General features: G+C 71.0%; 22 protein-coding genes and 1 pseudogene. 12 read left to right on the forward strand and 11 right to left on the reverse strand.

All coding sequences use genetic code 11. The features are described from left to right. The first annotated feature begins 15 nt into the window (after window positions 1–15). From AC0L6Y_RS08755 to AC0L6Y_RS08795, 9 genes are all read left to right on the forward strand, one after another. Window positions 16–2,139 carry a creatininase family protein gene (locus AC0L6Y_RS08755; protein ID WP_473551010.1) on the forward strand — a complete coding sequence of 708 codons (2,124 nt, stop codon included), beginning with the start codon at window positions 16–18 and terminating at the stop codon, window positions 2,137–2,139. After that, a complete protein-coding gene (locus tag AC0L6Y_RS08760; RefSeq protein ID WP_473551013.1) occupies window positions 2,136–2,732 on the forward strand; it encodes a pyridoxamine 5'-phosphate oxidase family protein in 597 nt (198 codons plus the stop codon). The genes AC0L6Y_RS08755 and AC0L6Y_RS08760 overlap by 4 nt, the downstream gene beginning before the upstream one ends. A 247-nt stretch (window positions 2,733–2,979) precedes the next feature. Beyond that, window positions 2,980–4,008 (forward strand): methylenetetrahydrofolate reductase C-terminal domain-containing protein, encoded by a 1,029-nt coding sequence (locus tag AC0L6Y_RS08765; RefSeq protein WP_473551016.1) that lies wholly within the window; start codon window positions 2,980–2,982, stop codon window positions 4,006–4,008. Further along, window positions 4,005–5,360, forward strand: a complete 1,356-nt coding sequence (gene allB / locus AC0L6Y_RS08770) for an allantoinase AllB (protein ID WP_473551018.1) — start codon at window positions 4,005–4,007, stop codon at window positions 5,358–5,360. Before AC0L6Y_RS08765 ends, allB begins: the two co-directional genes overlap by 4 nt. Before the next feature lie 12 nt (window positions 5,361–5,372). Continuing rightward, window positions 5,373–6,290 (forward strand): factor-independent urate hydroxylase, encoded by a 918-nt coding sequence (gene pucL / locus AC0L6Y_RS08775; protein ID WP_473551021.1) that lies wholly within the window; start codon window positions 5,373–5,375, stop codon window positions 6,288–6,290. 5 nt (window positions 6,291–6,295) lie between these two features. Next, the gene (locus tag AC0L6Y_RS08780; RefSeq protein WP_473551025.1) at window positions 6,296–6,802 is read left to right on the forward strand and encodes a nucleoside deaminase; all 507 of its coding nucleotides are present in this window, start codon (window positions 6,296–6,298) and stop codon (window positions 6,800–6,802) included. Window positions 6,803–6,896: 94 nt separating this feature from the next. Further along, window positions 6,897–7,310, forward strand: coding sequence for a DUF1761 domain-containing protein (locus AC0L6Y_RS08785; RefSeq protein WP_473551027.1), 414 nt, complete (start codon window positions 6,897–6,899; stop codon window positions 7,308–7,310). A 29-nt stretch (window positions 7,311–7,339) separates the two neighbouring features. After that, window positions 7,340–7,726: a YciI family protein gene (locus tag AC0L6Y_RS08790; RefSeq protein WP_473551032.1), complete on the forward strand. Its 387-nt coding sequence runs from the start codon at window positions 7,340–7,342 to the stop codon at window positions 7,724–7,726. Between the two features lie 82 nt (window positions 7,727–7,808). After that, window positions 7,809–9,020 carry an RNA polymerase sigma factor gene (locus AC0L6Y_RS08795; protein ID WP_473551036.1) on the forward strand — a complete coding sequence of 404 codons (1,212 nt, stop codon included), beginning with the start codon at window positions 7,809–7,811 and terminating at the stop codon, window positions 9,018–9,020. A 4-nt stretch (window positions 9,021–9,024) separates the two neighbouring features. On the opposite strand, the gene AC0L6Y_RS08800 is transcribed toward AC0L6Y_RS08795, so the two are convergent. The 3 genes from AC0L6Y_RS08800 to uraD all read right to left on the reverse strand — a co-directional run bounded on the left by AC0L6Y_RS08800 (window position 9,025) and on the right by uraD (window position 10,457). Then, window positions 9,025–9,558, reverse strand: coding sequence for a hypothetical protein (locus AC0L6Y_RS08800; protein WP_473551039.1), 534 nt, complete (start codon window positions 9,556–9,558; stop codon window positions 9,025–9,027). Window positions 9,559–9,624: 66 nt separating this feature from the next. Continuing rightward, window positions 9,625–9,951, reverse strand: a complete 327-nt coding sequence (gene uraH / locus AC0L6Y_RS08805; RefSeq protein WP_473551041.1) for a hydroxyisourate hydrolase — start codon at window positions 9,949–9,951, stop codon at window positions 9,625–9,627. Next, window positions 9,948–10,457, reverse strand: a complete 510-nt coding sequence (gene uraD, locus AC0L6Y_RS08810) for a 2-oxo-4-hydroxy-4-carboxy-5-ureidoimidazoline decarboxylase (protein ID WP_473551044.1) — start codon at window positions 10,455–10,457, stop codon at window positions 9,948–9,950. Before uraD ends, uraH begins: the two co-directional genes overlap by 4 nt. Window positions 10,458–10,473: 16 nt before the next feature. Between uraD and AC0L6Y_RS08815 the strand changes: the two genes are divergently transcribed. After that, on the forward strand, window positions 10,474–11,052 hold the full coding sequence (locus AC0L6Y_RS08815) for a nucleotidyltransferase family protein (RefSeq protein ID WP_473551048.1): 579 nt from the start codon (window positions 10,474–10,476) through the stop codon (window positions 11,050–11,052). Between the two features lie 31 nt (window positions 11,053–11,083). Here the strand turns inward: AC0L6Y_RS08815 and AC0L6Y_RS08820 are convergent, their stop codons facing one another. After that, the gene (locus AC0L6Y_RS08820) at window positions 11,084–11,638 is read right to left on the reverse strand and encodes a helix-turn-helix domain-containing protein (RefSeq protein ID WP_473558396.1); all 555 of its coding nucleotides are present in this window, start codon (window positions 11,636–11,638) and stop codon (window positions 11,084–11,086) included. Window positions 11,639–11,705: 67 nt separating this feature from the next. On the opposite strand from AC0L6Y_RS08820, the gene AC0L6Y_RS08825 reads away from it, so the two are divergent. After that, window positions 11,706–12,656: an NAD(P)/FAD-dependent oxidoreductase gene (locus AC0L6Y_RS08825; RefSeq protein WP_473551051.1), complete on the forward strand. Its 951-nt coding sequence runs from the start codon at window positions 11,706–11,708 to the stop codon at window positions 12,654–12,656. A 53-nt stretch (window positions 12,657–12,709) separates the two neighbouring features. Here AC0L6Y_RS08825 and AC0L6Y_RS08830 read toward each other — a convergent pair whose 3' ends face one another. The 5 genes from AC0L6Y_RS08830 to AC0L6Y_RS08850 all read right to left on the reverse strand — a co-directional run bounded on the left by AC0L6Y_RS08830 (window position 12,710) and on the right by AC0L6Y_RS08850 (window position 18,575). Beyond that, on the reverse strand, window positions 12,710–13,621 hold the full coding sequence (locus tag AC0L6Y_RS08830) for a carbohydrate ABC transporter permease (RefSeq protein WP_473551054.1): 912 nt from the start codon (window positions 13,619–13,621) through the stop codon (window positions 12,710–12,712). After that, a complete protein-coding gene (locus tag AC0L6Y_RS08835) occupies window positions 13,611–14,564 on the reverse strand; it encodes a carbohydrate ABC transporter permease (RefSeq protein WP_473551057.1) in 954 nt (317 codons plus the stop codon). The genes AC0L6Y_RS08830 and AC0L6Y_RS08835 overlap by 11 nt, the downstream gene beginning before the upstream one ends. Then, window positions 14,564–15,643, reverse strand: coding sequence for an ABC transporter substrate-binding protein (locus AC0L6Y_RS08840; protein ID WP_473558401.1), 1,080 nt, complete (start codon window positions 15,641–15,643; stop codon window positions 14,564–14,566). Before AC0L6Y_RS08840 ends, AC0L6Y_RS08835 begins: the two co-directional genes overlap by 1 nt. Window positions 15,644–15,858: 215 nt before the next feature. Further along, window positions 15,859–17,517, reverse strand: a complete 1,659-nt coding sequence (locus tag AC0L6Y_RS08845) for an FAD-dependent oxidoreductase (protein ID WP_473551061.1) — start codon at window positions 17,515–17,517, stop codon at window positions 15,859–15,861. After that, window positions 17,514–18,575, reverse strand: a complete 1,062-nt coding sequence (locus tag AC0L6Y_RS08850; RefSeq protein ID WP_473551065.1) for a LacI family DNA-binding transcriptional regulator — start codon at window positions 18,573–18,575, stop codon at window positions 17,514–17,516. Before AC0L6Y_RS08850 ends, AC0L6Y_RS08845 begins: the two co-directional genes overlap by 4 nt. Before the next feature lie 243 nt (window positions 18,576–18,818). Between AC0L6Y_RS08850 and AC0L6Y_RS08855 the strand changes: the two genes are divergently transcribed. Then, the gene (locus AC0L6Y_RS08855) at window positions 18,819–20,531 is read left to right on the forward strand and encodes a DUF1349 domain-containing protein (protein WP_473551068.1); all 1,713 of its coding nucleotides are present in this window, start codon (window positions 18,819–18,821) and stop codon (window positions 20,529–20,531) included. A 48-nt stretch (window positions 20,532–20,579) separates the two neighbouring features. Here the strand turns inward: AC0L6Y_RS08855 and AC0L6Y_RS08860 are convergent. Next, a pseudogene (locus AC0L6Y_RS08860) lies at window positions 20,580–20,984 on the reverse strand (DUF6855 family protein). A gap of 51 nt (window positions 20,985–21,035) precedes the next feature. After that, window positions 21,036–21,728 carry a hypothetical protein gene (locus AC0L6Y_RS08865; RefSeq protein WP_473551071.1) on the reverse strand — a complete coding sequence of 231 codons (693 nt, stop codon included), beginning with the start codon at window positions 21,726–21,728 and terminating at the stop codon, window positions 21,036–21,038. Window positions 21,729–21,767 lie beyond the last annotated feature (39 nt).

Raw genomic sequence — 21,767 nt, forward strand, 5'->3', positions numbered from 1 at the left:
AAAGGATCCACCCTGATGAGCACCCTCCCCGCCGTCGACCCGGCCCGCGTCGACGCTCTCGCCGCCGAACTGCGCACCCTGCTGGGCGAGCTCGGCGTGAGCAGCGAAGACGCGAGCCTCGAGCGCGCCTCCATCGACGGCTCGCACCTCTCGCCGGTGATCGGCGAGCAGTTGCCGCTGGGTCGCGCCCAGCTGGTGGCGTTCCCGACCACGGCCGAGCAGATCGCCGAGGTCGTCGGCGCCGCCGTGCGCCACGGCGTGCCGATCACGCCTCGCGGAAAGGGCACCGGGAACTACGGCCAGGGCATCCCGATGTCCGGCGGCCTGGTGCTCGACACCTCGAAGGCGCGCTCGATCATCGAGGTGGGCGATGGCTACCTGATCGCGGATGCCGGCGCGACGATGATCGCGCTGGAGCAGGCCGCGGCCAAGACCGGCCAGCAGCTGCCGATGTACCCGTCGACCGCACAGTCCACGCTCGGCGGCTTCGTCTCGGGCGGCTCCGGCGGCACCGGGTCGATCAAGAACGGCATGCTGCACACCGGCTTCGTCACCGCGCTCGACGTGGTGCACGCGGTGCCCGACGCGCAGCTCGTGCACCTGGAGGGTGAGGCGACCGAGCCGTACATCCACAACTACGGCACCGCCGGCATCCTCGCGCGCATCACGCTGCGGCTGGAGCCGCGGCAGGAGTGGCGCGCGTTCCTCGCCAGCTTCGACGACTTCCAGCAGGTGCTCGACCTGATCACCCCGTTCTCGAAGCTGGAGCCGACCCCGCGCCTGGTCTCCGGCGACCTCGCCACCCTCGCCGAGGCGCTGCCGAAGGACCCGGCGATCCCCGCCGGCCGCGCCAGCCTGCGCGCGATCCTCGACGTCGCCTCCGTCGACGAGGCGCGCGCGCTCGTCGAGGCCGCGGGCGGCCGGGTCGAGGATGTCCGTGAGGGCGCCCAGGCCACCGTCAAGCTCAGCATGACCAGCTACAACCACCCGATCGAGTGGCTGCAGAAGGCGTACCCGAACACCTACTTCCACGTCGAGGTCGCCGGCGACGCGCTCACCACCCGCATCGACGAGGTGCACGCCGTCTACGAGGGCGGGATGCTGCACATCGAGGGCCAGAAGGATCGCCCGATCGGCATGCTCGCCGGGCGATACACGAGCGCGGAGGACGTCTACGCGGGCTTCGCGAAGCTCGAGGCGCTCGGCATCGGGTACCACAACCCTCACCAGTGGTTCGTCGACTATGAGCCCGTGCGCACCGCCGAGCTCGCCGAGACGACCGACCCGCAGGGCCTGCTCAACCCGGGCAAGCTGCGAGCGCGCGGCGCCCGTCGCCACCGGCAGCCAGCTGTGAGCGGCAGCACGCGCGAACTCGCCGAGCTCTCCGGCCCGGCGCTGGCGACCACCCTCACCGCCGACTCGATCATGGTGCTGCCGGTCGGCTCGATCGAGCACCACGGCGCCCACCTGCCGCTCGTCACCGACCTGCTGATGGCCGACGAGATGTCGGCGCGCGTCGTGGATGCCGCCGTCGAGACGGGCCTGGATGTCTGGCGGATGCCTCCGCTGGCCTACACCAAATCGGACGAGCACCACTGGGCTCCCGGCACCGCCTGGATCGGCGCCGACACCCTGCTCGCCACCCTGCGCGAGATCGGCGCCTCGATCGCCAACACCCGCGCGAAGACGCTCGTGTTCTACAACGGGCACGGCGGCAACGTGGCGCTGCTCCAGGTGGCACTGCGTGAGCTTCGCCGCCTGCACGGGCTTCGCACCTTCCTCATCAACGTGGCGGTTCCCGCCGGTGACGGGGTCGACGGTCCCGACGAACGCGGCTTCGGCATCCACGGCGGCTGGGGCGAGACCTCGCTCGTCATGCACCTGCGCCCCGACCTGGTGTCGCTCGAGCTCGCCGAGCGCGCCGTCCCCGACCAGATCGCCGACTTCACCCGGATCGGCTTCGCCGGCAAGCCGGTGCAGTTCGGCTGGCTGAGCGACGACTTCGACTCCGCCGGCGTCGTCGGAGACCCGACCGGCTCGAGCGCCGAGGTGGGTGCACGCGTCGCGGCGCAGCTCGTCGCCGACGGCGTCGCCGCGCTCGACGAGGTCTCGCGCTTCTTCCCCGGAGCGTCGCGATGAACCTCAAGCTGCACAACGTTCCCGCCGACCCGTGGGAGCTGCTCCACGAGTGGCTGCCCTCGAACGAGAACCCGGAGCGCCCGGTCGTCACGGTGGCGACCATCGGCCTGGACGGCATCCCCGACGCACGCACGCAGCTTCTGAGCGAGTACGACGAGCACGGCTTCTACATCCACGAGGACTCGCGCTCGCGCAAGGTCGCCCAGCTGGCCGCGAACCCGGGCGCCGCGATCGTCGCGCGCTTCCCTGACGAGGCTCGCCAGCTTGTCATCCAGGGTCTTGCCGAGGTCGCCTCCGCGGAGGAGCAGGCGCGCGCCTACGCGAACCGCTCCGAGTACCTGCAGCAGCTGGCGTGGCAGAACACGATCGAGTTCGCGAGCCTGCCGCAGGAGGATCGCATCGAGTCGTGGGCGGCGTTCAAGGCCGCGCACGCCGACGGGATCGGGCAGCCCCCGACCTGGATCGGTCACCTGGTCCGCCCGCTGCGCCTGAGCTTCTGGATCGGCAGCGCCGAGACGGCGAGCCGCCGCGTCGACTACACGCGCGCGAGCGTCACCGACACGCAGTGGACGGTGAAGCTCCTTGCCGGCTGACGATCTGAGCCGGTCGAGTAGCCGCGAAGCGGCGTATCGAGACCCCGCCGGTTTCGATACGTCGACTCCGTCGACTACTCAACCCGCAAGCGTGAGCCGGTCGAGTAGCGCCGCAGGCGCGTATCGAGACCCCGCCGGTTTCGAGACGTCGACTCCGTCGACTACTCAACCCGCTCAGCACTCCCCCGGTTTCGATACGTCGGCTGCGCCGACTACTCAACCCGCGGGGTTCGCGTGCCCGAAGAGCATGGAGTACGGCCCCTGCGGCGGCGTCGAGTTTGACGGCACCTGCGAGGTCGCCGACCACGCCTGCGTATTCGTCGACGCCGCCACCGTCACCTGGCGCGGCATCGCCCCCGCACTCCGCGAACCCCCGCGCATGATGGCCGACCCGGTGCCCGATCCGGTCCCCTCCGCGGGCGGCGAGGCGATGCGCGAACTGATCGCGAGCCGCCCGATCGTGATCGCCGACTTCCCGGCGCGGGCCCTCGACCCCGACTCGCTGCGCGACTGCGCACGCACCCTCCGCGGGCACGTTGACGTGGTGCTCGCCGGCGACTCGGGCACCGCCCGGGTGCAGTTCCCGCCCGCGTACCGGGCATCCCTGATCCAGGCCGAGGGCCTGGCGGCCTGGATGGGCGTCAACGCGCGCGACCGCAACCGCGTCGCGCTCGAGGCCGAGCTCGCCGCCCTCGCTCACGCGGGCGCCGCGGGCGTGCACTCCGTCACGGGCGACCACCCGCGCATCGGATCACGCCCCGACGCGGCACCCGTCTTCGACCTCGACTCGACCGAGATCGCCGCCCTCGCGAAGCGCGCCGGACACCTCGTGTCGGTGGCCGAGGCCCCGCTCTCGCCGCCGACCGATCAGCGACCCGCTCGGCTGCTGCAGAAGCAGCACGCGGGCGCCGACATCTGCTTCGTGAACCACGCGGGCGGCGTCGAGCCGGTGCGCGAGTTCATCGCGTCGGCTCGGGCTCTTGACGTCTCCGTCGGGTACATTCCGTGCGTGCCCATCATCGTCGACCGCGGCAGCGCGGAGCTCATTCGCGGCTTCACCTCGCTCGCCCTGCCCGAGGGCTACCTCGACGGCATCCTGGCGGCGGACGACCCGCGCGAGGCGGGCATCGCGGCGGCGGCCGAGCTGTCGGCGCGCTTCCTCGAGCTGGAAGGCGTCGTCGGCGTCGACCTCTCCGGAGGCGCCGGCCCCGGCCAGGAGCTCTCCTTCGCCGAGGCTCTCGCCGAGATCTCCGACCGGATCGGGGTGGCGGCATGACGAGCTACGACCTGGTGATCCGCGGACGCGGTCTCATCGACGGCGCGTTCACCGATGTCGAGATCGGCGTCACCGACGGCACGATCGTCGCGATCGCCGAGCACGCCCCGGATGCCCCGGTCCTGTCGGGCACCGAGACGGTCACCCTGGCCGCCGACGAGGTGCTGCTGCCGGGCCTCGTCGACACCCACGTGCACATCAACGAGCCGGGCCGCACCGAGTGGGAAGGCTTCCTGAGCGCGACCGCCGCGGCCGCCGCAGGCGGAGTCACCACCGTGATCGACATGCCGCTGAACTCGGTTCCGCCGACCACGACGCCCGAGAACCTGGCGACCAAACGCGCGGCGGCCGACGGCCAGCTGAGCGTCAACGTCGGCTTCTGGGGCGGCGCCGTGCCGCAGAACCTGGGCCACCTGCGCGAACTGCACGACGCCGGGGTCTTCGGCTTCAAGTGCTTCCTCGCCCCGAGCGGCGTGCCCGAGTTCGAGCATCTCGACGCCGAGCAGCTGCGCGCCGCCATGGTCGAGATCGCCGCCTTCGACGGCCTGCTGATCGTGCACGCCGAGGACCCGCACGTGCTGCACGACCACGAGAACGCCGGCGGAGCCCACTACGCCGACTACGTCGCGAGTCGCCCCGACGACGCCGAGGTCTCGGCGATCGAAGGCGTGATCGCGGGGGTGCGCGAGACGGGCTGCCGGGCGCACATCCTGCACCTGTCGAGCGCTGCGGCGCTGCCGGCGATCCGCGCCGCCAAGGCCGAGGGCCTGCCGCTGACGGTGGAGACCTGCCCGCACTACCTGTCGCTCACCAGCGAGCAGGTGCCGGATGCGGCGACCAGCTTCAAGTGCGCCCCGCCGATCCGCGACGCCGCCAACCGCGACGCCCTCTGGGAGGCGCTGATCGACGGCACCATCGACATCATCGTCACCGACCACTCCCCCTCGACGGCCGAGCTGAAGTTCACGGGCGACGGCGACTTCGGTCAGGCCTGGGGCGGCATCGCCGGGCTGCAGCTGGGGCTGTCCGCCGTGTGGACCGCCGCGTCGGTGGCCGGGGTGCCGCTGTCGAAGGTCGTCGACCTGATGGCGCGCGCCACCGCCGACTTCGCCCGACTCGAGCGCAAGGGGCGGCTCGCGGTGGGCGCCGACGCCGACCTGGCGGTCTTCGCCCCCGACGCCTGGCGCGTCGTGGATGCGGGCGAGCTGCTCCACAAGAACCCGGTGACCGCCTACGACGGCCTGGAGGTGCGCGGCGAGGTCCGCCGCACCTGGGTCGGCGGCGTCGCCCCGGCGGCGGGTGCGGGCGTCATGCTCGAGCGCCCGGCCCCCGACACATCCCCCACAGCCTGAGAGGATTCACCCATGGCCATCTCCCTCACGAACCACCAGTACGGCAAGGCCGAGACGCACCTCGTGCGCATCGTCCGCGACACGGCCCGTCACGAGATCCGCGACCTCAACGTGTCGACGGCGCTGCGCGGCCCGTTCGACGAGGCGTATCTGACCGGCGACCAGTCGCTCGTGCTGCCGACCGACACCCAGAAGAACACCGCCTACGCCTTCGCGAAGAAGCACGGGGTGGCCTCCCCCGAGGCCTACGGCGTCACGCTCGCCCGCCACTTCGTCGACGACGTCGAGCCAGTCGTCGGCGCGCGCGTCGAGATCGAGGAGTTCACCTGGCAGCGCGCCGTGATCGAGGGCGTCGAGCACACCCACACCTGGACCCGCACCGGCCCCGAGGTGCGCACCGCCGCGATCACGATCGAACCGGGCGAGGCTGGCGAGACGGTCACGCACGTGATCGGCGGCCTGAAGGACTTCATCATCCTGAAGTCGACCGGTTCCGAGTTCCACGACTTCCTGCTGGACGAGTACACGACCCTGCAGCCGACCACCGACCGCGTGATGGCGACCTCGCTGACCGCGAAGTGGCGGGTCGACCCGGCCGCGGTGGACAGCGTCGACTGGGAAGCCCTCTACCCGGGCGTGAAGGCGGTCATGATCCGCGAGTTCGCGACCCTGCAGTCCCTCGCCCTGCAGCAGACGCTGTGGCACATGGGCAAGGCGGTGCTGGAGACCTTCCCCGAGCTGGTCGAGATCCACCTGGTGGCCCCGAACAAGCACCACTTCGTCGTCGACCTGGCGCCGTTCGGCCTCGAGAACAACAACGAGGTGTTCCACGCCGACGACCGGCCCTACGGTCTCATCGAGGCGACCATCGCGCGCGACGACGCCCCGGATGCGGGCAGCGCCTGGCGCCACTCGGCAGGCCTCGCATGAGTGGGTTGAGTAGCCGCGACAGCGGCGTATCGAAACCCCCTGCCGACGCCGACCACCTCGCCCGCGCCGTCACCCTCGCCACCGAGAACGTCGCCGCCGGCGGCGGCCCCTTCGGCGCCCTCATCGTGGCCGCCGACGGCACCGTGATCGGCGAGGGTCAGAACCGCGTCACGCGCGACCTCGACCCGACCGCGCACGCCGAGGTGATGGCGATCCGCGCCGCCTGCCAGACGGTCGGCGACTTCTCGCTCGCGGGCGCCACCCTCTACACGAGCTGCGAGCCGTGCCCGCTGTGCCTCTCGGCGGCGCTCTGGTCGCGCCTGGATCGCGTGGTGTTCACCGCGAACCGGCACGACGCCGCCGAGGGCGGATTCGACGACTCCGCGTTCTACGCGATGTTCGAGCAGCCGAGCTCCGAGTGGCAGCACCCGAGCGTCGATGAGGTGCGCACCGAGGACGCCGTCGCCCCGTTCGACGCCTGGCGCGCCAACGAGGCCCGCACCGACTACTGAAAAAAGTTTCCGCGGAGGTGTCGATCCGGTCATCCGCGTGCGTCATGTTCTCGAGAGTGCGGAACGGTTCCGCTTCTTCGAGAGGAACGCAGGAATGGAACTCCAACTCAACTGGGTCGCGATCGCGATCGCCACGGTCGTCGGCATGGGCGTCGGCGTGGTCTGGTTCGCGAAGCCCGTCTTCGGTCGCCCGTGGCGTCGGATGGCCTCGTTCGGCCCCAACGCCGACGCGCCGTCGCCGATCGTCTACATCGCGGCGCTGCTCGGAACGGCGGTGTTCGTGCTGACTCTCGCCGTGGCGACGTCGGTCGTCTCGGCCGCGTTCGGCATCCCGGTGCTGGCGGCCGCCTTCGCGGCGGCGGGCGTGCTGTGGCTCGGGGTGCTGGTTCCCCGCCACGCCGCGATCGCGCTGTTCCAGGACATGCCCCGACCGCTGTTCCTGATCTACATCGGCCACGATGCCACCGTCCTGGTGCTCGCGGCTGTCATCATCGGACTGCTCGGCTGAGCCGAGAGAACCCAGAGGAGACGCACGTCATGGAATACATGCTCATCATCGCGACGGATCGCGACATGCGGGAGCCGAAGCCGGGCGAGGCGGGGTTCGAGGAGTTCGTCGGCGCGTGGGGCGAGTTCACCCGCGAGCTGATGTCGGCGGGGGTCTTCGTCGACGGGGCCGGACTGCAGCCGGTCGACACGGCGACGACGGTGCGCCGCACCGCGGGCGCCGAGCCGACGATCATCGACGGTCCGTTCGCCGAGACGAAGGAGCAGCTCGGCGGCTACTACCGCATCGAGGTGGCCGATCTGGATGCGGCGCTCGAGTGGGCCACGCGCATCCCGATCCCGGCGGGCGCGGTCGAGGTGCGACCGATCGACCAGATGCCGGATGCGGACGGCGCCCCCACGCCGGCGAACGCCTGATCGACGCGGGCTTCTGAGCGCGGGAACTCGCATCGACGTCAACGCCGCGATCACGCGGCTGTCTCGGGAGGAGGGCGGGCGTGTGCTCGCCCTCCTCGCGGGCCGGTTCGGCGACCTCGACCTCGCCGACGAGTGCGTCCAGGACGCGCTCGTGCAAGCGGTCGAGACCTGGGCCGCGGACGGGATTCCCGCGAACCCGGCCGCGTGGCTGTTCACGGTGGCGAAGAACCGCGCCATCGATCGCCTGCGTCGCGAGGCGGCGGAGTCGCGGCGGCGCGAGAAGTCCGCGCACGAGCTGACGCGGGCGCCCGCGAGCGACCCGTCGTGGCCGGGGCACGAACCGGAGGAGGTGGAGATCGTGGAGGAGTCGGAGGTCGGCGACGAGCAGCTGCGGCTGATGCTGCTGTGCTGCCACCCGGCGCTGAACCGCGACGCGCAGGTCGCGCTCACGCTCCGCCTCGCGGGCGGCCTGACGACGCCCGAGATCGCGGCGGCGTTCCTCGTCGACGAGAAGACCCTCGCCCAGCGGATCGTGCGGGCGAAGCGCAAGATCCGCGCGGCGGGCATTCCGCTCAGCATCCCGGCGCGCCTCGACGAGCGCGTGGCCGTGCTCGCCACGGTGCTGGGTCTGATCTTCAACGAGGGCTACGTGGCCCGCACCGAGAGCGCCGCGGGGCTGACCCGGGCCGAGCTGGCCGATCAGGCGATCCGCTTGACGGAGGCCGCGGTGCGGCTGCTGCCGGAGCACCCGGAGCTCGGCGGCCTGCTGGCGCTGGAACGCTACGCCCGCTCACGCGAGGCGGCGCGCACCGACGCCGCGGGAGACCTGGTGGTGCTGGATCGGCAGGACCGCACGCGGTGGGATGCCGAGCTCATCGCGCGCGGCAACGACGCGATGCGCGAGGCGGCCTCCCACGGTCGTCTCGGCCCCTGGCAGCTGCAGGCGCTGATCGCCTCGCTGCACGCGAACGCGCCGACCGCGGCCGACACCGATTGGGCGCAGATTGCGGATCTGTACGCGATGCTCGAACGCATCCAGCCGTCGCCGGTGGTCACCCTCAATCGCGCGGTCGCGGTGGCCATGGCGGACGGGCCGCACGCGGGGCTCGCGCTGCTCGAGTCGATCACCGGTCTGGAGAGCTACCACCTGTTCCACGCCACCCGGGGCGAGCTGCGCGCACGCTCCGGCGATGCGGCGGGCGCCGCCGAGGCGTTCGATCGGGCGCTCGCGCTCGTGGCGAATCCGGCCGAGCGACGCCACCTGCAGCGCCGACGCCTCGCCGTGGGCGGCTGAGGCGTCAGTCGAGCCCGTACTGACGGTGCTGCGCGGCGTCGAGGTGGCGCAGGGTGCGCAGCATTCCGGCGGGAAGCCCGACGTGGATCCAGTCCCACACGACCCGCGCGGCCGCGGTCGCCGTGAACAGCTCGACGTCGTGCAGCGGCCGGTCGCCCGATGCCGCGGCCGGATAGTCGCTCGCGCGGTCGCCGCGGAACACGCGCTGGGCGAAGTCGTTGCTGCCGCCGTTGTGCACCTCGACGATGTACGTCGACGCCTCCCCGCGCTCTGCCACGTTGAAGACCTGCCCCCAGCGCTCTCCGGTGGAGACGCCGCCGATCGCGAAGCCGAATTTCTGAGCGGCCAGCCGCCCCATCAGCTCGGCCAGGTGCGAGACGTCCGAGACGGGAGTGCCGGCGGGCTTGCTCCACAGCACCGGCTCGGCGGGCTGCGGCGCGAGCTCGCGACTGAGTTGCAGTTCCAGCTCGGCGAGCTGGCTCGTGACGGGCGCGCCGACGACGGCGACGTCCGGTGCATCCTGCGCCATCTGCCTCATGCCGGTGCTCCTCTCGCTCGTACTCACAGCGTCTCGGAGACCACCGACATCACGCGGCGTCGCGCATCAGCTCCCGCGGTAGGTGCTGAAGCCGAACGGGTTCAGCAGCAGCGGCACGTGGAAGTGCTCGTCGGGGTCGCGCACGTGGAACGCGATGGTGACGCTCGGGTAGAACGCCTCCACCTCGATCAGGTCGAAGTAGCGCTGCGTGTCGAAGACGAGCGTGTAGATGCCCGCCGCGAGATCCTCGGGGCCGAGCTCCTTGACGCGCCCATCGGCGTCGGTGTGGCCGGTGCCGATCGTGGCGCCGTCGCCGTCGAGCAGGCGCACCGGCACGCCGGCGGCGGGCATCCCGTGGGCGGTGTCGAGAACATGGGTGGTGATGCGGCTCATCCGAGCACTCCCTCGTGGAACATCTGGTCAAGGCGCAGCAGAGCGATCTCGAGCAGCTGCTCGCGCACGTTCTGCAGCTCCGACTCGTGGTCGAGCGCGATGCGGCGGTCGAGTTCGGCGAGGATCTCGGCCCGCGAGCGTCCCGCCGCGCGAATCAGGAACACCCGGTCGAAGCGGGCCTCGTAGGCGGCGTTGCCGGCGGCGATCCGCTCGTTGATCTCGGCGTCATCGGCGTCGACGGAGGCCTGCTCGCGGCGGCTGAACGCCTGCGCCGCCCCCTCGCCGACCGGCTTCTCGCCGATGCGCGGGTGGTGCGCGAGCGCCTCCTCGATCTCGCGATCGCTCAGGTCGGCTCCCGCCGCGGAGGCGACCGAGCGCAGCTCGGCCAGGTCGGCGAACGGAGCCGCCGAGGCGACCTCATCCACCCAGCGCCGCACGCCGAGCGCCGCCGTCAATCCGGCGCGCAGCGCGTCTTCGTCTTCGCCGATCAGGCGTGCACCGCTCATGTGCTCAACTGTAGTCATGGTGGATTTCGCGCGCGTGTCCGGTCTCGTGCTCGCCGCCGGCGCAGGCACCCGCGCGGGCGGGCCGAAGGCGCTGCGGCGCGATGAGGCGGGCACCCCGTGGCTGCACCTCGCTGTGACCGCGCTGCGGGCGGGCGGATGCGCCGACGTCGCCGTCGTGCTCGGGGCGGACGCCGCCGAGGCGCGCGCTCTCGTGCCGGAGGGGGTCGCGGTCGTCGTCGCTGAGGATTGGGAGCAGGGGCTCTCCGCCTCGCTGCGCGCGGGTCTGCGCGCCCTCGAGAGCTCCGCAGCTTCGGCCGCCCTCATCACCCTCGTCGACCTGCCGGGGCTTCCCGCCGGGGTGGTGTCGCGCGTGCTCACTAGCGTGGAGCCGGGCGCGGGCGCGCTCGCTCGCGCGGTGTTCGAGGGGCGCCCCGGGCATCCGGTGCTCCTCGGTCGGGATCACTGGGCCGCCGTCGCCGCGGAGGCGCACGGCGACCGCGGCGCGGGCCCCTACCTGCGCGCCCACGCCGCGCTCGAGGTCGACTGCGCCGACCTCTGGACCGGCGCCGACCTCGACACCCCGCCCCTGCCCTGACCTCCCGCCAGCCCCGACGGAAGGGGCGGGGCTACGGGGAGGCGTGGGTGTGCAGGCGCGCGCCGGACTCGTCGAAGATGCTGATCACCTCGGCCGGGCGCGCGCCGACGGCGCTGATCGAGTGCGGGGTGCGGGTGTCGAATTCGGCCGCTTCGCCGCGGGAGATCACCAGTTCCTGCTCCCCGAGCACCAGCCGCACCTTGCCGCTGAGCACATAGAACCACTCGAATCCGTCGTGGGTTCGCGGGGTGTGCGGTTCCGCCTGCGGGGCGAGCGTGATCTTGAAGGCGAGCACGTTCGAGCTCTCGCGCGTGAGCGGGGCGACGATGCGGCCCGGGAGCCGGGTCGCGGTGCGGTGCACCCGCGGATCGCTCGCCGGCGCGGCAAGCAGATCGTCGACGCGGATGCCGAGCTGGCGCGTCAACGGGATGAGCAGCTCGAGGCTGGCCTGGCGTTTGCCGCCCTCGAGCCGCGACAGCGTGCTCGCCGACATGCCGACGCGAGCGGCCAGCTCGTCGAGGGTCCAGCCGCGGGCGTGCCGTGCGTCGCGCAGTCGTGCTCCGAGGCCGTCGAGTTCGTTCACCATGCCACCACCGTACTTGCCGATTCTGCAAGTTGGGATGCGAATCCCGCCGACCGCGGTTGGATCGAGCATGACCGATTCTTGGGACACCATCATCATCGGCGGAGGCGTTGCAGGTCTCGCCGCCGCTCAGACGCTCGGGCGCTCCCGGCGTCGCGTGCTCGTGCTGGATGCGGGCGAACCGCGCAACCGCACCTCGCCGCACGCCCACACCCTGCTCGGCCACGACGGCATCGCGCCGCGCGAACTGCTCGCGCGCGGCCGCGTCGAAGCCGAGAGCTACGGCGTCGAGTTCGCCGCCGGAACCGTGCGCACCGTGCGCGACGCCGGAGCCGCTCTCGCCGTCGAGCTCGATACCGGCGCAGCCGTCGCCGCCCGCACCGTGCTGCTGGCGACCGGGCTCCGAGACGAACTTCCGGACATCCCGGGGCTCGCCGAGCGCTGGGGCCGCACCGTGCTGCACTGCCCGTACTGCCATGGCTGGGAGGTGCGCGAGTCACGGCTCGGCGTGCTGCTGCTCTCGCCGATGGCGGTTCACCAGGCGCAGCTCGTGCGCCAGTTGAGCGAGCGCCTCACGGTGTTCACGGGAGGATCCGACTCGCTCGACGAGGGCACGCGCCGTCGCTTCGCCGCGCGCGACATCACGATCGTCGACAGCCCGGTGACCGCGATCGGCGGCGCCTCGGATGCCGATGCGCCGATGCGCGTGCACACCGCCGACGGCGCCGAGCACGAGCTCGACGCTCTGTTCGTCGGCGCGCCGATGACGCCGCTCGACGCGAGCGTCGCGGGGCTCGACCTCGCGCGGACCGACACCCCGGTGGGCAGCTTCCTGAGGGTGGATGCGACGGGCCAGACGAGCAACGCCCACGTCTGGGCGGCGGGCAATGTCGCGAACCCCGGCGCCAACTTGGCGATCTCGAGCGCCGCGGGAGTGACGGCGGGCGCCGCGATCAACGCCGCGCTGGTGACAGCCGAGTTCGACAACGCCGAGGCCGCTCGGGCGGGCCGCGCCGCCTGAGCCCGCCCCGCCCCGCCGCGCCCCGCCTGGCGGGCGGGGCGCGGCCGTGGGGGTCAGCCCTTGAGTCCGGTCTGGGCCAGGCCCTCGACGAACTGCTTCTGCGCGAAGACGAAGACCACGAGCACGGGCAGCGCGGTCATGGTGGCCGCCGCAAGCTGCACGTTCCACATCTCTCCGCCGTAGGCGTCCGTGTAGCGCGTGAGCGCCTGCGGCAGCGTGAACAGCTCCGGCAAGAGCAGATACACGGTCGGCTCCAGGTACAGGTTCCACACGTTCAGGAACGTGAAGATCGCCACCGCGGCGAGCGCCGTGCGCGCCAGCGGCATGGCGATCCGCCACCAGATCGCCAAGCGCCCCAGTCCGTCGAGGCGCGCGGCCTCTTCGAGCTCCACCGGCAGCGTGATGAAGAACTGCCGCATGATGAACGTCGCCAGCACGCTCGGCGCGCCGAAGGTGGTCACCAGCAGCAGCGGCCAGTGCGTGTTGATCAGACCCCAGGTGTTGAAGATCTGGAACAGCGGCACGATCGTCACTTCGCTCGGGATCAGCAGACCTGTCAGCACCACGAGGAACAGCGCGTTCTGGCCGGGGAAGGTGATCCGCGCGAACGCGTAGCCGGCGAGCGACGAGATGAGCATCGTGCCGAGCGTCACGAACGCGGCGATGTAGAGGCTGTTGAAGTACTGCTGCGCGAAGGGCTGCAGCGTGAACGCATCCACGTAGGCCTGCAGGGTCGGGTTCGCGGGCCACAGCGTCGGCGGGAACGCGAAGATCTCGCCGACCGGCTTGAACGAGGAGGTGATCATCCACCAGGTCGGGAAGACGAATGGCACCGCCAGGATGCTGAGCACGCCGTAGAAGACGACACGGCGGGCAGGCGCGACGGTGACGCGCCGGGTCGGCGGGACCCGCGTCGCGACCGGCAGCGCCTCGGCTGCCGGGGCGGGTGCGAGCTCAGTTCTCATGGAAGACCCATTTCTTGCGCAGCTGCCACTGCACGATCGTCAGCACGAGCACGATCAGGAACAGCAGGATCGCGAGCGCGGACCCGTAGCCGAACTGATGGAAGTCGAAGGCCTGCTGCACGAGGTAGTAGACGAGCACGGTCGTGGAGATGCCCGGGCCGCCCTGCGTGAGCACGGCGATCTGCGCGAAGACCTGCAGCGATCCGACGATCGTGATGATCAGGGTGAGCAGGATGGTGGGCGAGATGAGCGGGAGGATGATCCGCCCGAAGATCGTGGCGCGTCCGGCCCCGTCGACCCGGGCCGCCTCCTGCAGCTCCTGCGGAACGCCCTGCAGGGCGGCGAGGAAGAGCACCATGTTGAGTCCGACGTTCTTGAAGACCTGCACGATGATGACGGCCAGCATCGCCGTCCACCCCTCGCGCAGCCAGTTCGGTCCGTCGACGCCGATGACGGCGAGCAGGCCGTTGATGCCTCCGTTGTCCTGCAGCAGGAAGCCCCACACGATCGTCCAGGCGACCAGGGAGACGACGACGGGCGAGAAGAAGATGGTGCGGAAGGCGGTGATCCCCCGCCAGCGGCGGTTGAGCAGCACGGCGAGCAGCAGCGCGAGCCCGAGGTTCAGCACCACGAGACCGCCCGAGAAGATGCCGGTAGCCTGCAGCACCGGGCCGAGGCGCGGATCGGTGAACAGCTTCTCGACGTTGTCGAGCCCGACGAAGGTGAAGGTGCCCGCGAGCACGTTCCACTCGTGGAAGGCGTAGTAGAAGATCAGCCCGAGCGGCACCAGCACGAACAGCGTGATGCCGATGAGCTGCGGGGCGACGAAGAGGTAGCCGACGAGCGCGTCACGCTGACGGTGACCCAACCGCCGCCGGCCGGGGGCGCCCCCGGCCCGGGCCGAAGCCCGAGCCGGAAGCACCGAAGGGGTGGATGCGGTCATCAGCCCGCGAGAAGCGACTCGATGTCGCCACAGGTCGTCGCCAGCACGGACGCGATGTCGGCATCGGCCGTCCAGATGGCGTCGAGTGCGGCGCGCACCTGCTGGCTGATCTCGGCCGAGTCGGTGTGGCTGGGCCGCACCTCACCGGTCGCGATGCCGGGCACGACGACGTTCTCGATCTGCTCCGGCGTGAGCAACGGGTTCGCAGCCGAGAGGGTCTCGGCGTTGAGCTGCGACTCGCGCGGCGGCGGGAAGTAGGCTGCGAGCTGCTTCGAGTTCTCGGGGTTCGTGAAGAACGCCAGGAACTCGGCCGCGGCCTGGGTGTTGGCGCTCTGCGAGAGCACGCCGATGCCGGCCTGGCCGGTCACCGAGTACTCCCCCTCGGGGCCTTCCGGAAGCGGGAGCAGGTCCCACCCGAAGCCGCCGTCGGCGAGCAGACTCGCCCGCGAGATCTGGGTGACCGTGAAGGCCGCCTCACCCGCGAAGAAGTCGGCGGTCGTTCCCGGGCCGGGCATCGAGTTCTGCTCGAACGCGGCGGCGTGCAGGAACTCGAACGCCTCCACCATCTCGGGCGAGTCGAAGGTGCACTGGGCGCCGTCGTCGCTCCACGGCGCGGCACCCCAGCCGTTCCAGACGGTGCTGAGGTAGTCCCAGTTGAGGTACTCGAAGTCGCGGATGACGAAGCCGGCCTTGCCGGTCGCGTCGTTCACCGCGGACCCGATCTCACTGACCGTCTCCCAGTTCCAGTCGCCGCTTGCCAGCAGCTCGGCGCCCGAGGGCTGTCCGGCTTCGGCGAGCAGATCGTCGTTGACGAACACGACGAACGGCGAGGTGCTGAACGGGTAGGCGACGAGGTCGTCGCCGCTCATCCAGAGGCCCGCGGCGCTCGGCGAGATGTCGTCGTACTCGTAGCCCTCGACGCTCTGCAGCGTCTCGGTGAGCGGCAGCAGCGCACCGCTCGCGACGAAGTCGGGCGCGGCGTTCTCCAGCACCCACGCCAGGTCGGGGGCGTTGCCGCCTGCGATCTGGGTGGTGATGGTGCTGGTGTAGCCGTCGAAGGGCAGCGGGTCGAAGGTGATCGAACGCGATCTCCGGGTGGTCTGCCATGTAGGCGTCGGCGATCCCGTTGAAGAGCTCGAGGTGCGCCTCGTTCGACGACCAGATGGTCATCCGGAGGTCGATGTCCTCGGTGGGTTCGGCCGGGCCGGCACTCGTGCAGGCCGTCAGTGCGAGCGCGCTCGCTGCTAGCAGGGTGACCCCCGTCAGCTTCCTTGCTGATCTCATTGGTGTTCTCCTAGTAACCGGTGACGTCGGGCCAGTGCAGCTCGACGCCTCCTTGGGTGAGCAGGGTTTGGAACTCCCGCAGCAGCGCGGGAGCGGTGTGGACCGCGCGGGGGCCAACCGCGCGATCCAGGCAGAAGGCTGCTAGCGTTCCTGCCGCCTCGCCGATGTTCCACTCCACCGGGTGGAGCCGCAGGGCCCCGTTGGTGATGTGGGTGGTACCGACGTTCTTTCCCGCGGGAAGCAGGTTCGTCATCCGTTGCGGGATGAGAATGCCCAGCGGAATCTCAAAGGGTCGACTTTCCATGTCGAGGTAGTTGTCGCCGCCCGTGGTCGGGTGCAGGTCGATGCGGTACATGCCCACGCCGACGCTGTCGTCGGTGGTGTACGGCCCGGACTGCCCGGATGCGGCGATCGAGAGCTCGTTCTCGGTGAGGCGCCCGACGGTGAGCATGCGGCGCGACTCGCGGATGTACGGCGCCATCATCAGGCCGTCGGGGCCCTGGCCGAGGTCGCCGCGCAGGCGCAGCCCCGGCAGTCCGGTGCCGCCGTCGGCGCGCGGCGCCTCGGTCTGCAGCCAGTAGAGCATCGCGAGCGACTGCTCGCGGGCGGACTGCATGGCTCGCTCGGCGTCCTCGGCGGTGACGCCGGGGCCGACCAGCGGCGCGTTGATGTGGTCGATCATCGGCCAGTTCACGAGCACGACATCGCTCGGGTAGGCGCCGTCGACGAAGTTGGTGCGGTCGATGATGCGGCGGAAGGTCCACAGCTCGCGGTCGCCCGCATCCTTGCCCTGGTCGGCGACGAGGTCGCCGAGGGGCGCCGGGTTCGGCGTGAAGGTGCGGGTGAAGATCTCGAGGGTGCGCGGGTCGGGCCCGGTGAGCGAGATCATCGGGGCGCCCCAGAACTCGGGCTGCCGCGCGCGCCAGTAGTCGTAGTTGGCGGGCTTGTCGATGGGGTGATCGCCCTCGACGTGGTCGACGATGAAGCACCAGCTGAAGGCCTGCTGGTTGAGCGGCTGGGCCTCGTCGGGGGCGCTCGGCTCCCCGGTGTCGGCGCGGGATTCGAAGCCGGTGACGTGCTCGGCTCCGGCGAGCGGCAGCAGGTCGCCGAGCTCGGTGGCGTCGAGCACGAAGCCCGCCGTGATCGTGACGTCGCGGTCGTCGTCGGTGAGACGCACGGTGACCGAGTCGACCCGGTCATCCGTGACGGAGGCGGCGACCGGCACGGCCGGCTGCAGCACGATGAGGCGGCCGGTGGCGCGATACGGCGCCAGCATCTCGTCGAGGACGGCGACGCTCGCGAGCGGCTCGGCGCAGACCCGGCCGACGAGTCCGTTGCCCGGGTTCAGGGTCGGCAGCGCGCGTGCCGCCGCCGTCAGCGGGTAGTGGCGACGGTAGTAGTCGCGGATGCCGTCGCGCAGCGCGCGGAACCGTGCGGTCACGCCGAACTGCTCGACCCAGCTGTGCTCGTCCGCGGGAACGCCCTGGCTGGTGAGCTGTCCGCCGAGCCAGCGGTACTCCTCGGTGAGCACGACCGTGCGGCCGGCGTCGAGGGCGGCGATCGCCGCGGCGACGCCGCCGAGCCCTCCCCCGACGACGAGGATGTCGCAGGCGAGCTCATCACGGTGTCCGCCGCGCGCCGGGGCGCCCAGTCCGGTTTCGGTGGTCATCGAGTGGTCTCCGTTCGAGGCGCCGCCAGCGTGGCGCCGTCGGTGATGGCGCACGGCAAGGTGATGCGCAGCTCGTCTGCGGGCACCTCCGTGCGGGGGTCGAGGATGCGCCCGAGCAGGGCGAGAGCTTCGGAGCCGAGCTGCGTGCGCGGCGGGCTCAGTCGGGTGAAATCGGGGCCGATCTCGGTGCCGCGCGAGGGGTCGGCGAGCGCGATGATCGAGAGGTCTCGCGGGATCTGGAGGCCCTCCGCCTCGGCGCGGCGGGAGATCGCGAGCGCGTGGGCGGGTGCTTCGACGAAGAGAACGGTGGCGCCGGAGCCGCGGAGGGCCGCCCAGTCGGCGTCGAGGTCGTGCCCGTCGCTGGCGCGCAGGAGCACCGGTTCGGTGCCGCGGCGGGCGAGCTCCTCAACGAGTCCAGCGCGGCGGTCGAGCACCGACTCGCCGGTGCTGTCGAGGTGCAGCATCGCGACGCGGCGATGGCCGAGCTCCCAGCTGCGGGCGACCAGCTCGGCCGTTCCGGTGACGTAGTCGGCGGCCACGTAGGGAACGCCGGCGGCGTCGCGTCGACCGATCGCGACGAACGGGAATCCGCTCTCGACGAGCCGCTCGAGCTCGATGCCGTCCATCTCCTGACCGAGCAGCAGGCAGCCGTCGGCGAGACGGAGTCGGTTGCTCTCGTGGAACAGGCTGCGCCGCCCGCCGCTGACGGGGGCGCTGGTGAACAGGAGCAGGTCGTAGCCGAGCTGCTCGGCCTCGGACTCGATGCCGGTGAGCAGGGCGGCGTAGAAGTCGAGGCTGGCGCTCGGGAAGGCGGGCTCGTAGGTGAAGACGCCGATGAGCCGGTTGCCGACGCCGGCGAGACGGCGCGCGGCGGGATCGGCGACGTACTCGGCCTCCTTGATGACCCGCAGCACGCGCTCGCGCGTCTCGGCGGGGATGCGGCTGAGCGCATCCGCCTTGCCGTTGAGCACCAGCGACACCGTGGACTGGCTCACGCCAGCGAGCTCGGCGATGCGGCGCTGGGTGACGCGCTGCGAGCCGTTCTGCGGGTTCGTCATCGAGGTCCTCGTTCTGTTCGGCGGCGATGCCGGTGGTGCGGTCGGCTCGCGCCGATCAGGCGTGCACCTGATGAGCAGATATTTCTAGAGCCGAGGCGCTCATGCGCATTAGCATCGTGGCATTCACCTGCTAATGCGCATTAGCACTGCGGGTGAGTATACGCAGACGACACGGCGTCGTGTCAACTGCCGGCGACAACGGCGGCAACGAAGCCGCCGCGCCAACGACGCAAGGAGGAATCGATGACGATCTCAGCGCATCGCGCGCGACGAGCTCTTCCCGCTCTTGTGACCGCAGTGGCCCTCGTGGCCGCCGGCGTGATCACCGGGCCGGGCGCCGTCGCGGCACCCGAAGCATCCACGGCCGCGCAGGCGGTCGCACCCCCACCGGCCGGCTGGCCGTCGTTCGGCTACCAAGGGGTGATCACCGACAAAGACGAGATGATCTACAACCCGACGAACGAGTACATCTTTCCAAGCGTGTTCCACGCTGGGGCGCACCTGACCGACCCGCTCGGCGAGTGGTACCTCTATGCGGCACCCCACGACGCCCCCGCGGGCATCATCTTGATGTACGCCGACAGCCTCGAAGGTCCGTGGACGGAGTATGCCGCGAACCCGATCATCGCGAGCAGCTGGTCGCCGCACTACAGCGTCAATCACGTGTCGAGTCCCGACGCGATCTGGAACGAGGCCGCCGGCGAGGTGTTCCTGTACTTCCACGGCGCGAACGACAAGACCCGCTACGCGCACAGCACCGACGGGGTGAACTTCACCTACGGCACGACCGTCGTCTCGAACTCGATGGGCGGGTACGGCACCACCGAAACCAGCTATGCCCGCGTGTTCGAGCACCCCGACCCGGCTTCGCCGTACGAGTACGGGATGTTCTACATGAGCAACCAGGCCGACAACATCCGGCGCATTCGACTCGCGGAATCGGTCGACGGCGTCACCTGGACGGTCGACCCGAACTACGTGGTCGTTCCAGGTTCCGAGGAGGGCCAGAACGTCTCGGGCGCCAATCTGTGGGAGTGGAACGGGCAGCTGTACGTGACCTACCACGCGTCGAGCGGCAAGAGCTACGCCCGCACGATCGACGAGACCCTGCGAATCGTCGGCACCGAGCCGATCGTGCTGCACCAGGCGAGCGGCGTCGGTGACGACGTCGGCCGCGTCGCCTCCCCCGAGATCGTCACCTTCGGCGGCGAGACCTATCTGTTCTACGAGTCGGGCGACCGGCTCGGGGCGACGGTCGCGTGGGCGAAGGACGGCGCCGCGACCACCGATCCGACGCCGGGCACGGGCTTCGGCGGGTTCCCGGAGGATCCCGCGAATCCGGTGTTCGCTCAGTGCGCCGCGGACGGCAGTGACGAGTTCGAGGGCACGTCGCTCGCCAGCGGTGTCTGGGATCGCGAGCTGCGCCCGATGGCGACGAGCGTCGTCGCCGGTGGGACGCTGACGATGCCGACCTCGATCGGCGGTGTCGCGCAGGCGCCGTTGCTGCAGCAAGAGCTGCCGACGGGCGCGTGGCAGTTCACGACGCACGTGCAGATCGATCCGACCCAGAGCTACCAGCAGGCGGGGCTGCTGCTCTACGCGAGCGACACGCATTACGCGAAGCTCGATCTGGGGCACGCGACGCCGGGCCGAACGGTCGAGCTGGTCTACAAGAACGGCAGCAGCAACCGGCAGGACACGGCCGCCCCGCAGGTTGCGGGCGCGACCGAGATCTGGCTGCGCTACACGAGCGACGGCACGAGCATTCGCGCGTCGGTGTCGTATGACGGCATCGAGTTCGATGACTACGGTCGCGACATCGCGGTGGCGAGCGCGGCGTTCACGCACGTCGGTCCGTACGCATTCCGCGGCACCACGAGCGCACCCGAGATCGACACGAGCTTCTCGTGGGTGCGGTTCTCGCCGACCGCAGCCGAGTACGAGAGCTGCATTTAGCCGTGCGACGCGCAGCTCGGGGCGACGGACCGCCCCGGGCTGCGCGCGTCAGATCGCGCGCACTCGGTTGTTGCGGGCCTCGTGGGTCAGCTCGGCGAGGCCGAGCGCCTCGAGAAGCGGGGGCAGGTACATGCCGAAGCGCCCGCGGTAGCCCTTGCGGAGGCCGTACCAGCCGCCGACCGGATTGGATGCGTCACGGCCCCACGCCTCGACCGTGCCGGGGGCAGGCTCCTTCTTCTCGTCGGCCGCCCCGAGGTCGACCCAGTCTCCCTGCTCACGCAGCCACGCGTAGAGGTCGTCGATCGCGCTCACGTGGTACTAGAGCTTCGTCGAGCCGACCTGGCAGACGAGGGCGGGCGGGTCGGCGTCGAAGTCGCGGTACATCGTGTACGCGCTCGACCCGGGCGCGGTGGTCAGCTCCCAGGGCTCGTCTTTGGTGCCGCTTCCGCTCATCGCCGTCTCCTCCGTCGTTGATTCGACGCTACTCTGCGACCCCGCCGGGGGCTAGGGCGCCGGCGGCACGGCGGCGTCCAGCAGCGCCGCGACGTCGTCCGGCAGCTCGCGGAGAATCATCAGCTCGCTGACCTGCCGTGTTGAGCCGTCGGCGGGGATCGCGCCCACGACGCTCACGTCGATGCCGCGCCGGGGCACCCTGACCGACAGGGTCTCGCTCCCCCGCCCGAGGTCGCTCTCGTTCCACCACGCGCGGTCGGCGCTGAGCGCGATGGGGGCGTCGGCATCGGTCCACCGGATGTCGTCGACGTAGGGGCAGTCCGGGGCGACGGCGCCATCCATTGGATGCCAGGTGCGCGTGCTCGCCCGCTCCAACCGGGGCGCCGGCACCCCGACAAGTTCGGCGAGGGCCGGAACCAGCCCGCGAAACGCCTGCCCGAGCTCGTCGATATCGAGGGGCCTGATCGCCCGAGTCACGACCGGCCGCGATCTGTTCGCGGCGCGGCGCGCGTCGAAGGCGATCCGCCGCAGGGCAGCGGGGCGGGTGTGTGTGGCGGCGAGGTCGCGGGCAGAGGCGACGTGCGCCGCGCAGAACCACTCCTCATCGGGCGGGTGACCGACGAATCCCTCGGCCTCGGCGCGCTCCCGCCAGGCGCGCGACTCGTCGGTGGGCTGGAAGCGCACCAGCCCTCCGGCGGGCTCCGCCAGCAGCTCGCCGCAGACGGCGCATTCCGGTGGTCGCATGCACTTCACTGTGCCAGCCGGGAAGCGTCGTCACGCGTA

It is taken from the genome of Pseudolysinimonas sp. 10J20-29 (genome assembly GCF_055809595.1).